Consider the following 12,851-nt stretch of genomic DNA (forward strand, 5'->3'; position numbering starts at 1 on the left):
AACCGGGCGAGCGACCCGCCCAGTTCGCGTTGGCGCAGGATGATCGGTGTGGCCGGCAGCGGCCCGTCCTCGCGGCGGGACGGCGCGGACGCCACCGCTCGCGGGGTGCGCGTGCCCAGGTGGTCGGCGAGCGCGCGCGGTGTCTTCAGCAGGAACACGTCCCGGGGGGCGATCGGCAGGCCGAGCGCCCTGGCCCGGTTGATCACGGTGATGGCGACGATGCTGTCGCCGCCGGCGCCGAAGAAATCGGTGTCGGCGTCCACGTCGACGCCGGGCAGCGTCTCGGTGAAGACGCCGACCAGTGCGGTGAGCGCGGAGCCGCCGGCGGCCACCGGGCTGTCGTCCTCGGCGGCGCGTTCGGTCAGGGCCGCGCGGTCCAGCTTGCCGTTGACCGTCAGCGGCAGGGCGTCGACCGGCAGCACCCGGCCCGGCACCATGTGCACGGGCAGTTTGGTGGAGAGCAGGCCGGTGAAGTCACCGGGCACCCGGCCCACGACGTGCGCGACCAGGTGGTCGCCGCTGTCCGCCACGGTGACGGCCGCATCGACGACACCGTCGAGTTCCCTGACCGCGGACTCCACTTCGCCGAGCTCGATACGGAAACCCTTGAGCTGCACCTGGTCGTCCGCACGGCCGGCGAACTCCAGCTCCCCGTCGAGCGTGCGGCGGGCGAGGTCGCCGGTGTGGTACATGCGGGAGCCGTCGCCCGTGAACGGGTCTGCCACGAACCGGCCCGCGGTGAGCCCCGGCCGGCCCAGGTAGCCGAGCGACACCTGGTCACCGGCGACGTAGATGGCGCCCACCCGGCCCGGCGGCACCGGCCGCAGCCGGTCGTCGAGCAGGTGGACGACCAGGCCGGGGATCGGACCGCCGATCGGGCTGACGTCGACGCCGGGGGCGAAGTCCTCGTCGGTCAGCACCCGGTGGGTGACATGGACGGTGGTCTCGGTGATGCCGTACATGTTGACGAGCCGGGGCGATTGCGTGCCGTGCCGCTCGACCCAGCCGCGCAGCCGCCCGAGGTCCAGCGCCTCGCCTCCGAAGATGATCAGGCGCAGCGCCGTGACCGGTTCGCCTGCGTGCCGGTCGGCCTCGATGAACCGGTGGAACGCCGACGGTGTCTGGTTGAGCACGGTCACCGCGCGCTCGCGGACCAGTCGGTGAAAGTCGACCGTGGAGCGGGTCAGCCCGTACTCCGGCACGATCAGCTCGCCGCCGTGCACCAGCGCGCCCCACAGCTCCCAGACCGCGAAGTCGAAGGAGAAGGAGTGGAACTGGACCCATACGTCGTGCGGGCCGAAGGCCGTGTCGGGCCCGGTGTTGGCGAGGAGCGTCACCACGCTGGAGTGCGGGACGACGACACCCTTGGGCCGGCCGGTCGAGCCGGAGGTGTAGATCACGTACGCGGGGTCGTGCCAACCGGCCTCGGGGCCGGTGGTGGTGGCCTGCGGGAGGTCGTCCCCCTGGACGAGGACGCGGGCCTTCAGGTCCGCTCGGGCCAGCAGCCGGGCGAAGCGGTCGCGCTGTTCACGGTCCACCAGCACGACCTGCGGGGCGGCGTCGGCGAGTACGTACTCCAGCCGCTCGTCCGGGTACGCCGGGTCCAGCGGCACATACGCGCCGCCCGCGGTGACGACCGCGACCAGGGCGACGACCTGCTCCACGGAGCGCGGGACGGCGACGGCGACCCGCTTGCCCGGTCCGACACCGGCCGCACGCAGGACCGCCGCCAACTCGTCCTTGGCGTCCGCCAGTTCGCCGTAGGTCAGTGACCGGGTGCCGCCGTCGAGGGCGCACTGGGTGACGGCGGTGGCGGCCGGGGCGCGGTTCGCGGTGGCGTCGAACAGTTCGCCCAGCGTCGCCGGGGAGATCCGCGCCGGGCGCCGGGCGGGTTCGCGGACCAGTTCGTCGACCAGCCAGTCCGGCCGGCCGAGCAGCCCGGTGAGGGCCCGGGTGAACGTGTGCAGGATCGCCTCGGCGCTCTCCCGGCGCAGCAGTTCCCCGTCGTAAATCAGGTTGAAGCGCGGACGACCGTCGCGTGTGCGCTCCACCACCAGCGTCAACGGGTAATGCGGGGCGCCCTCGTTGACGATGTCGGTGATGACCAGCGTGTCGCCGGGGCCGCGCAGGGCGTCCACATCGGTCGCCACGTCGAACACCACCAAGGTGTCGAACAGGGCCCCGGCCCCGGCCTGACGGCCGATCCTCGCCAGTGAGACGTGCTGGTGCGCCAGCACCGCGCTCTGGTGTTCCTTCACCGTCGCGAGCAGGTCGCGGGCCGTGGTGTCGGTGGCCCACCGGGCGCGCACCGGGATCGTGTTGATGAACAGGCCCACCATGTCCCCGATGCCGGGCACCTCCGCGTCGCGCCCGGACACCGTGGAGCCGAACACGATGTCCCTGCTGCGCAGGATGCCGCCCAGCGTCACGGCCCACGCGCTGTGCACGGCCACGCTCAGGGGCACTCCGGCCGACCGGGCGGCCGCGTCGATGTCGTCGGCGGGCTCGACGGCGGTGTCGGCGAACCGATCGGAGGGGGTGTGCCCTTCGGCGACCAGCGAGGGGCCGGGCAGACCGGCGAGTTCGTCGCGCCACACCCGGTCGCTCTCGTCGTGGTCGCGTCCGGCGAGCCGCCTCACGTGGTCGCGGTGGCCGCCGGGCGGGTACACGGTGCCCGGCGCGTGGTACTCGGCCAGCAGCGCGCGGAGCATCGGCGGCACGGACCAGCCGTCGGCGACGATGTGGTGCACGGTCTGCACCAGGACGTTGCGGCCGGAGCCGGCGCGGATGAGCGTGTACCGCATCAACGGCCCAGTGGCCAGGTCGAATCCGGCGCGGCGGTCCCGCTCGGCGTGGTCGCGGATCTCGTCGTCGGTGGCGGCGGGCAGGTCCAGGGTCGTGAAGGGCGCCTCCGTGCCGCTTTCGAGGACGGAGACGACACGGCCGTCGGCGAGGGCGGTGAACCGGGCGGCCAGGTTGGGGTGGAGCGTGAGCAGCCGGGTGGCCGCCGCCGCGAGCCGGTCGGCGTCCACGTCGCCGTCCAGCGTCAGCAGCTGCTGCTCGACGTAGCTGCCCGTCGCCTCGTCGTCGAAGACCGAGTGGAAGTACAGGCCCTCCTGCAACGGGGTCAACGGCAGGATGTCCCGCAGGGCCGGGCCGTCCAGTTCGTCGACGTCGGCCTGGGTGAGTGGCACCAGGGGAAAGTCGCCGGGGGTGTGGCCGCCTTCTTCGAGGGCGGCCAGGGCGGCCAGGGCGGACCGGAAGTACTGGGCGAGGGTGGTGATGTCCTCGTCGGTGAAGATCCCCTCGGGCCAGGAGATGGTGGTGATCAGCCGGTACGCGCCGCTCGCGTCGGGTTCGGCGATCGCGTTGAACTCCAGGGCGCGCGGCATGCGCATCCCCGGGTCGCGCTTCTCACCCAACTGACCTGTGGTGACCGCGAGTTGCCAGTCACCGCGGGCGCCCGCGTCGAAGCGGCCCAGGTAGTTGAAGAGCACCTGGGGTACGGGCGTGGTCAGCCCGGTGTCGGTCAGGTAGCGCAGGGCGCCGTAGGAGATTCCGTTGCCCGGCACCCCGGCGAGGTCCTCCTTGACCGCCTTGAGGGCGGCGGCCAGGTACGCGGGTGCGGTGAAGTCGGCTGCCGCGCCGGGGTCCACGGTCACCGGGAACAGGGTGGTGAACCAGCCCACGGTCCGCGACAGTTCGGGCTCGAACCCGGCGGCGTCCGCGACGTGACGGCCTTCGCGGCCGTGTCCTTCGAGCTCGATGCGGGCGAACGTCTGGTGCTGCCCGCGGTCGCGGCGCCACCGGGCCAGGGTGACGGCGAGAGCGGTCAGCAGCACGTCGTTGACGCCCGCGTGAAACCTCGCGGGAATCGTGCCCAGCAGCGCGGCCGTGTCCTCGGGCCCGACGGAGACGGTCCGCGTCCGTTCCCGGGCGACGGTGTCGGCCGCGGTCGGCGCGCGCCTGCCCAGTAGTGCGTCCGGTCCCGGCAGGGGGCGCTGGAAGTGGGCACGGTCCGAGTCGGATGCCGCGCGGCCCAGCAACTGGGTCCAGCGCCTGAACGACGTACCCACCGGGGGCAGCTCGATCGGCGCACCCGAGGCGAGCCGGCGCCATGCCGTGGCCAGGTCGTCCATCAGGATCCGCCAGGACACACCGTCGATCACGACATGGTGGGCGACCAGGACCAGTTGCCGCGCCTCGCGGCGCCACACCGCGCGCAGCATCACACCGTGGTCCGGGTCGAGCCCCTCGATGGCGAGCGCGACACACTCCTCCAGCGGGCGGTCGCTCTCCCGCCACCCCACGACGGACCGGCCGGCCTCGGGGATGTCGAAGCCCCAGCGGTCGCCGCGCACCAGCACGGCGCGCAGCATGTCGTGCCGCCTCAGCACCGCGGCGAGGATCTGGTCGAGCGCTTCGGCGGTCAGGTCCGCCGGGGTGTTGAGTACGACCGACTGCACGAAGCCGTCGATCGCGTCGGTGGTCCGGCCGAGCCACTGCACGATGGGCGATCCCACGACGGAGCCGGTCGGGACATCGGCGTGGTCCACGGCGGACACGTCCTCACGGCTCGCCACCGAGGCCAGTGCCCCGAGCACGCTGTGGGTGAAGATCTGCCGTACGGTGACGTGGAGGCCGGCGTCCCGCAGTGCGCTCAGCAGCGAGATCGCCAGGATGCTGTCCCCGCCGAGCCGGAAGAAGTCCTGGTCGACACCGGCCTTCTCCAGCCGCAGCACCGCCGCGACGGCCGCGCACACCACCCGCTCCTCGTCGGTGACGGGCGCCATGGCGGAGCCCGTGCCGATGTCGGGCTCCGGCAGGGCGCCCCGGTCGAGCTTGCCGTTCGCGGTGAGCGGGAACTCCTTCATCACGACGAGGTGGGCGGGCACCATGTACTCCACCATGTGCCGGGCGGCCCAGGCCCTGACCTCGTCCGCCCGCAGCTCCCCGTGGCCGGCGGCCGGGATCACGTACCCCACCAGGTAGCTGCCGCCCGCCGTGTTCTTCTTCGCGACGACGCAGGTGTGCCGTACCCCGGGGTGCTCCGCCAGGCCGGCCTCGACGTCCTCGATCTCCAGCCGCATGCCGCGGATCTTGATCTGGTTGTCGGCTCGGCCGAGGAAGTCCAGCGACCCGTCCGGGGCGAAACGTGCCAGGTCACCGGTCCGGTACAACCGGGACCCGTCGTTGGCGAACGGGTTCGCCACGAACCTGGACGCCGTCAGGCCGGGCGCGTTGACGTAGCCGCGCCCCAGGAGGAGTCCGCCCGCGTACAGTTCGCCGCCGACCCCGACCGGGACCGGGCGCAGCTCGTCGTCCAGCACGTACAGCTGGGTGTTGGGGTTGGCCCTGCCGATCGATGTCGACAGGCGTTCGGCGGCGCCCCGGTAGATGACGTGGGAGACGCCGATGGTCGTCTCGGCCGGGCCGTAGCCGTGGTACAGCGGGATGTCGAGCCGGGAACGGAACCGCTCGTACAGCTCCGGGGTCAGCACCTCGCCGCCGCACCACACGTGCCGCAGGCTGCCCAGGCGGCCGGAGTCGCCCGCGATCTCCAGCAGCACGTCCAGCATCGACGACACCAGGTAGGTGAAGGTGACGCGCTGCTCGGCGATCACGCTCAGCAGGTGGTGCGGGTCTCGTTCGCCGCCGGGCCGCAGGATCACCAGCCTGCCGCCGGACACCAGCGGCAGGAAGATCTCGTTGATGGAGATGTCGAAGGAGAGCGGCGCCTTGAACAGCGACGCGTCGTCGTGGCCGAAGCCCAGGATCTCGTCGGCCTGCCACAGCAGGCGCTCGCTGATCGCCTCGTGCCGGATCATGGCGCCCTTGGGCCGTCCGGTCGAACCGGAGGTGAAGATCACGTATGCCAGGGCCGAGCCGGGGACGGTTGTGTCCGGCCCCTCGGCGGGGTGGGCGCCGAACCCCCAGTCGCCGAGGTCGACGGCCACGGCGTCCGGTTCACCCGCACCGTGCTCGCCCGAGTCGTTGAGTTGCAGGACGACCCGGGCGTCCTCGACGACGACGGCCCGGCGCGCGGCGGGCCATTGCGGATCGAGCGGCACGAACGCGCACTTCGCCCGGAGCACGGCGAGGAGCCCGATGACCATCTCGGCCGAGCGGTCCAGCGAGATCCCGACGACCTGTTCGGCGGTGAGCCCGCACTCGATCAGATGATGAGCCAACTGACTGGAGTACTTGGCTACTTGACCATACGTCAATGACCTGTGCCCGTCGACGATCGCGACGGCGTCCGGCCCGGCGCATGCCTGCTCGCGGAACATCTCCATGATGGTCGGGCGCACCCGGTCGGCCCGGGTGTCGTTCCACCGGGCCAGGGCCTCGATCCTCGCCGCCGTGTCGGACGGACCGATGGTGCCGATGGGCCGGTCCGGGAAGTCGGCCAGGTCGTCCAGCGCGAGCTGCGCTTCGGCCGGCACCACGCCGTCGGGGACGGTGATGCTCCGGCCGTCCGCGCCGACCTCCCAGCCCTCGCTCCCGGTAGCGCCGTTGCCGATCCACTTGAGGACGTCGGCGAACAGCGTGCCGGGGGTGAGGTCCATGCCGTCGGGACCGAGGCCGGTCGCCCAGTACGACAGCCCGACGGCGCACGCTGCGACGATGGTCCGGTCACCGTGGTCGCCGGTTCGCCGGCGCACTTCGGCCAGGCGTGCGGGAGAAAGCAGTACGCGCGGAGCGCTCGGTTCCATCATCGAAGACTCAGCATCCTTCCAAGGCACGCGAGTTGACCCGACCTGGCCAGAACTGGCCTAACTTCCCTCTCGCCAGGCACGCCACAGCCGTGCGTACTGGCCGCCCAGAGCCACCAGCTCCCCGTGCGTTCCTTCCTCCACCACACGCCCCGCGGACAGCACGGCGATCCGGTCCGCCGCCATCGCCTGGGTCAGCCGGTGTGCCACGAACAGCGTGGTCCGGCCCGAGCACGCGGCGAGCACGGCCCGCTCCAGCTCGGCGGCCCCCTCGCTGCCCGCCTCCGCGGTCGACTCGTCGAGCACCACCACCGGGGCGTGGCCCAACACCAGTCGGGCCAGGGCGATCTGGGCGACCTTGGTGCCGTCCAGGCGCTCCCCGCCCTCGCCGACCACGGTGTTCAGCCCGTCGGGCAACAACTCCACCCAGCCGTCGGCGCCGACCGTGCGCAACGCGTCCATCAGCCGGTCGTCGCCCGCCCCGGGCGCGGCGAGCCGCAGATCGTCGGCGAGCGGACCCGAGAACACATGCGTCTCCTGGGTCAGGATGCTCACCAGAGCCCGCGCCCCGGCCTCGTCCAGACCGGCGAGGTCCTGCGACCCGATGCGCACCGACCCGGCCTGCGGGGTCCCGATGCCGGCGATCAGCGCGGCCAGGGTCGACTTGCCCGCACCCGTCGCGCCCACCAGCGCGAGTGAACCCCCGGCCGGGATGGACAGGTTCACATCGCGCAGCACGGGTTCCTCGGCGCCGGGATAGCTGAATGTCAGCCCCTCCACCGTCACCGGACACGGCCCGGCTCCGGCCGGCGCCACGGACGTGTCGCCGACCAGCCGGCCCTCCGCGGGCTCCCCCAGCACCCCGACCAGGCGGGTGAGGCTCGCGCCCGACTTCTGCGCCTCGTCGAAGGTGAACATGATGGCGCCCAGCGGGGTGAACAGCCGGTGGAACATCAGCGGGGCCGCCGACACCTCGCCCAGACTGGCGGCGTCGGCCTCCAGCAGGGCGTACCCCACCACGACGATGAGGACCAGCCCGATGAACTCGGCACGGTTCTCCCGGCCGACGAACCGCCCGAAGAACCGGAACACCTCGACGCCGAGATCGCGCACCCGCCACGACTCCTCGGTGACCTTCTCGCGGACGGCGTCCTCCAGGCGGTACGCCCGGACCGTGTCGATCCCGTTCAGACCGCTGATCAACGCCTGCGCACGGTCGGCCTGGGCCGCCCGCTGCTTCCGGTAGAGCGGTGCGGACCGGGGCAGATACCACCGCAGCGCCAGCCCGTACGCGGGCAGCGCGCCGGCCCCGGCCAGGCCGAGCCGCCAGTCCAGCCCGAACATGCCGACCGTGGCGATGACGACCAGCACTCCCGCCGAGAACACCGTGGGGACGGCCGCCCGGATGCCCTTGGACAGCACGGCCACATCGTCGCCGACCCGGGACAGCACATCGCCCCGGCCGACCTGCTCGACGCGTGCGCTCGGCATCCCCAGCACCGCGCGGACGGCACCTTCCCGCAGCCGGGCCAGCAGATCCGCGCCCAGCCGCCCGATCAGGTACGTCGACACCGCGGTGGCCACCGCGCCGAGCAGCGCGGCGGCCCCCATCAGCACCCCGACCGTGACCAGCACCGAGCGCGATTCGCCCCCGACCACCGCGTCGACCACCCGGCCCAGCAGAAGCACGGGGAGCACCTGGAGCGCCGCCCCGGCCACCGTGGTGAGCACGGTGGAGGCGGTCAGCCACGGGGCCCGCCGACAGTGCGCCACCACCCACCCGGTGGCCTCGCCCCCGGTCGCCGTGCGCAGGGCTGCCGGGGCGACGCGGGTGTCGGTGGCACTCACACGAAGGCCAGATCTCTCCGGGGACGGGGCAGTCCGGTCGGCATCTCTACTCGACCGACTCGACGAGCTCGTCGATCGCGTACGGCAGGGACAACAGGGTGCCCTGGGACATGGCCGCACCGACCGCCGGGCCCTCGCTGTCCAGCAGGTACGACACCTTGCCGTTCTTGACGGCGGGCAGGTTGGTGAACAGTTCGAACTTCTTCAGCGCTTCCGTGTCCGCCTTGTCGTTGATGACGAAGATGCGGTCGACGTCGACCAGGTCGATGCGCTCGGGGGACAGCACGGTGAAGAACTTGCCGTCCGCGACCTTGTCGATCCCGGTCTGATACTTGAAGCCGATGCCCGTCACCAGCCGTCCGCGTACGTCGGTGGAGGTGAACGGTGCGACGGAGTCCTTGTACCAGGACAGCGCCACGGCGGTCCGGTCCGCGAGCTCCGGGTGTGCCTTCCTGGCCGTGTCGAGCTTGTCCTGGATGCCCTGGACCAGCTCGGTGCCCTCGTCCTCCTTGCCGAGCGCCTTGGCGATGTGCACCGCGTTGTCCTGCCACGGCGCGCTGAAGGGCTCCTTCTCGCCCTTGGTGCGGCCCACCGTCGGGGCGATCCTGGAGAGCTTCTCGTAGGCGGCCCGGTCGATCTCGGAGTAGACCGCGATGATCAGGTCCGGCCGCAGGGAGGCGATCTTCTCGTAATTGGGGCCCGAGTCACCGTTGTTCATGATGACCTCGGGCCGGGTGTCGCCCCACTTGTCCCTGACCCACGGCCACTGGGTGTTGATGTCGGGGGACTTGCCGGCCGGGTTCGGGTACTGGTCGACCATGCCGACGGGCTTGATGCCGAGCGCCAGGACGGCCTGGTCGTCCGTGTAGCCCACGGAAACGACGCGTTGGGGAGCCTTGGTGATCTCCGTGGATCCGAATGCGTGCTCCACGGTGACCGGGAACGCGCCGGAGGCGGCGGGGGCGTTCTCGTTCGCCTTGTCCGCCGGGTCGGAACCGCATCCCGCGAGGAGGCCGACACCGAGGGTCGCGGCGGACAGTGCCGCCGCCAACCGCCGCCAGGGCTTCACACGCGTCGTTCGATGGAGAAGCATCCGGAATCCCTTGCTTTCACACTGGCCACGGCACCCTTGTGCAAGGGCAGCCAAACCTCACCCCGCACAAGTGAGGCTAGCCTAGCCTAACTTCTGAACTTTCCTTCGCCGGGCGCGACTTGGGCTCACATCCGTCTCCGATGACCGGCCGGCAGCGCCTCGTCGTTGTGATCGCCGGACCCTACGGGTCGAGCCGGACGTGCGTACGGCCGATCGGCACGATGAGCGGCCGGTCGCCCACCGGGTCGTCGATCACCTCGGCGCGCAGCCCGAACGCCTCGTGCAGCAACTCGGCGGTGATCACCTCACGCGGGTGTCCCTGCGCCAGGACGGAGCCCGCCCGCATCACGATCAGGTTGTCGCTGTAGCGCGTGGCCAGATTGAGGTCGTGCAGCACCATGACCACGGTGCACCCCGACTCGTGCAGGTCGTCCACCAGGTCGAGCACGTCGATCGCGTGCGCCAGGTCCAGATAGGTGGTCGGCTCGTCCAGCAGCAGCAGGTCGGTGCCCTGGGCCAGGGTCATCGAGATCCAGACGCGTTGGCGCTGTCCGCCGGAGAGCGAGTCGACCGGACGGCCGGCGAGTTCGGACACCCCGGTCATGGCCAGCGCGCGCTCCACGACACCGGCGTCGTCCGAGGACCACTGCCGCAGCCAGCTCTGGTGCGGATGGCGTCCCCTGGCGACCAGGTCGGCCACGGTCAGCCCCTCCGGAGCGACCGGCGCCTGTGGCAGCAGACCGAGCTTCTTCGCCACGTCCCTGGTCCTGAGCCCGGCGATGTCCTCGCCATCCAGCACGACCGTCCCGCCGGCCGGCTTCAGCAGCCGCGTCAGGGTCCGCAACAGGGTGGACTTCCCACAGCCGTTGGGACCGATGATCGTGGTGATCACCCCCGGCGGAATCGCCACGTCGAGCTCGTCGATGACCGTCCGGCCGCCGTACCCGACCGTGACGCCCCTGGCTGCCAGCCGTGAGGCGTCCTTGGCCCCGGACTCCGTCCCGGTGATGAACTGAGCGGCCACAAGCCCTCCTTGTCGAGGTCCGTCTTGAATTCTTACCGGCTGCCGAGGTTCGCCCGCACCAGCAGAAAGATGAGGAACGGGCCGCCGATCGCGGCGGTGACCACACCGACCGGGAGGGTGATCGGCAGCGCCGTACGGGCGACCAGGTCCGACCCGGTCAGCAGCAACGCGCCCACCAGACCGGAGGCCACCAACGGCGGTGTGGGGAACCTCGCCAGACGCATCGCCACCTGCGGCGCCACCAGAGCGACGAACGGAACCGGGCCCGCCGCGCTCACCGCCACGGCGGCCAGCAGGACCGCGCACAGCAGCAGGACGGCCCGCACCGCGGAGTACCGGACGCCCAGGCCGGCGGCGACCTCGTCGCCGAGATGCATCGGCTGGAACTGGAACGCGGCACCGGCCACCACGACGACCAGAACGAGCGTGCACCAGAGCGCCACCCGGACCTCGTCCCACGACCGGCCGTCCAACGAGCCGACCAGCCACGCCTGGGCCCTGGCCACGTCCCGGATGTCGGCCGAGACCAGCAGCCAGGTCGTGATCGCCTCCATCACGGCACTCACCGAGATACCGATGAGGATGAGCCGGAAGCCGTCGATCCCGCGCCGCCATGCCAGGAAGTACACCAGCAGCCCGGTACCGAGACCGCCCGCGAGCGCCGCCGCGGGCAGGCCCACCGAACCGACGACCGCCGCGGCGGTCCCGCCCGACACCGTCACCAGGAACACCGCGACCGCGCCGGCTCCCCCGGTGATGCCCAGGATGTCCGGGCTGGCGAGCGGATTGCGGGCGACGGACTGCGTGATCGCCCCGGACATCCCCAGCGCGAACCCCACGACGAGACCGGCCAGGGCACGCGGCATCCGCAGATCCATGACCACGAACTCGTCGACCTGTTCACCCCGGCCGAGGATCGTGGCGATCACCCGCGAGAGGCCGATGGGAAAGTCCCCGACGCCGATGGAGAGGCAGAACACCAGGAAGGTCGCCGCCATCAGCAGCAGCGTGAGCAGGACGAGCCAGGGCCGCCATACGAACGACACATGGCCGAGCCGCACGCCCGGCGCCACCGATGGGTTCACGTCTGTCCCGTTCACGTGTTCCTGAACCTTCCTCGCCACACCAGGACCGCGAAGAACGGGGCGCCGAGGAGGGCGACCACAACACCCGCGTCCAGCTCGCCCGGCCGCACCACCAGGCGCCCCACGATGTCGCAGACCAGCAGGACGACGGAGCCGAGCAGACCCGCGTACGGCACCAGCCAGCGGTAGTCCGGCCCGGTCAGATACCGGGCCACGTGGGCCACCATGAGCCCGAGGAACGCGATGGGGCCGCACGCCGCCGTGGCCGCACCCGCGAGCAGGGTGATGGCGACGATGCCGATGGTGCGGCTCAGCGCGATGTCGACGCCCAGCCCCCGCGCCACGTCGTCGCCCAGGTTGAGCAGATTGAGCGCGGGCAGCGTGATCAGTGCCGGCACCAGTCCGGCCGCCACGAACACGGTCACCGGCCCGATGACGTCGAACCCGACACCGGCCACGGAGCCCGCGTTCCAGAACCGCAGCGCGTTCAGCGACTTCTGGTCGGACAGCGCGACCGCCGTGGTCATCGCCGCCAGGAACACCGTGATCCCCTGCCCGGCCAGGGCGAGCGTCAGCGGATTGCCCGCCCCCCGGCCGATGCTCGCGAGCCCGAAGACGACGACGCCGGCGACCGCCGCCCCCGCAAAGGCGAACCAGACGTACTGGAACGGGTCGGCGAAGCCGAACACGGCGATCACCGACACCACGGCGAACGAGGCACCGGCGTTCACCCCCAACAGGCCCGTATCGGCTATGGGGTTGCGGGTGTACCCCTGGATCAGCGCACCGCCGACCCCCAGCGCGATTCCCGCCACGATCGCGAGCACCGTCCGGGGCAGCCGCACGGTCCGCACGATGAGCCCGATCTCGGTGAGCCGCCGGTCGGATTCGGGTGCCGGGAACAGTCCGTGCCAGACCTCGGCGGGGCTCAGCGCGCGTGCACCGACGGCCAACGACACCGCCGCCGCGATCACCAGGAGCACCACGAGCGCGCCCAGACCCATGACCCGCCGCCGCCGGGCCTCTGTCGTACCCCTGGGCGCGGGGCGCTCAACCGCGGTCGTGCGCATGTCGACGCTCGTCAT

6 protein-coding genes are annotated in these 12,851 nt (G+C 71.7%); all 6 read right to left on the reverse strand.

The genetic code is table 11. From position 1 onward, the window contains the following. On the reverse strand, positions 1–6,719 hold a 6,719-nt coding region (locus ABZY11_RS22810; RefSeq protein ID WP_356480908.1), incomplete at its 3' end, for an amino acid adenylation domain-containing protein. A 57-nt stretch (positions 6,720–6,776) separates the two neighbouring features. Next, positions 6,777–8,564, reverse strand: a complete 1,788-nt coding sequence (locus tag ABZY11_RS22815) for an ABC transporter ATP-binding protein (protein WP_356480909.1) — start codon at positions 8,562–8,564, stop codon at positions 6,777–6,779. 46 nt (positions 8,565–8,610) lie between these two features. After that, the gene (locus ABZY11_RS22820; RefSeq protein ID WP_356480910.1) at positions 8,611–9,657 is read right to left on the reverse strand and encodes an iron-siderophore ABC transporter substrate-binding protein; all 1,047 of its coding nucleotides are present in this window, start codon (positions 9,655–9,657) and stop codon (positions 8,611–8,613) included. Positions 9,658–9,838: 181 nt separating this feature from the next. Continuing rightward, entirely contained in the window at positions 9,839–10,681 is an 843-nt protein-coding gene (locus ABZY11_RS22825) for an ABC transporter ATP-binding protein (protein WP_356480911.1), read from the reverse strand. 32 nt (positions 10,682–10,713) lie between these two features. After that, on the reverse strand, positions 10,714–11,781 hold the full coding sequence (locus ABZY11_RS22830; protein WP_356480912.1) for an iron chelate uptake ABC transporter family permease subunit: 1,068 nt from the start codon (positions 11,779–11,781) through the stop codon (positions 10,714–10,716). Beyond that, the gene (locus ABZY11_RS22835; protein WP_356480938.1) at positions 11,778–12,836 is read right to left on the reverse strand and encodes an iron ABC transporter permease; all 1,059 of its coding nucleotides are present in this window, start codon (positions 12,834–12,836) and stop codon (positions 11,778–11,780) included. The genes ABZY11_RS22830 and ABZY11_RS22835 overlap by 4 nt, the downstream gene beginning before the upstream one ends. Between the last annotated feature and the right edge of the window lie 15 nt (positions 12,837–12,851).

The organism is Streptomyces sp. NPDC006510, from assembly GCF_040611955.1.
GTDB lineage: Bacteria > Actinomycetota > Actinomycetes > Streptomycetales > Streptomycetaceae > Streptomyces.

Bases quoted from the DNA above. Each gene is read 5' to 3' on its own strand.
- ABZY11_RS22820 (WP_356480910.1), bottom strand. From the start codon at position 9,657: ATGCTTCTCCATCGAACGACGCGTGTGAAGCCCTGGCGGCGGTTGGCG.
- ABZY11_RS22835 (WP_356480938.1), bottom strand. From the start codon at position 12,836: ATGCGCACGACCGCGGTTGAGCGCCCCGCGCCCAGGGGTACGACAGAG.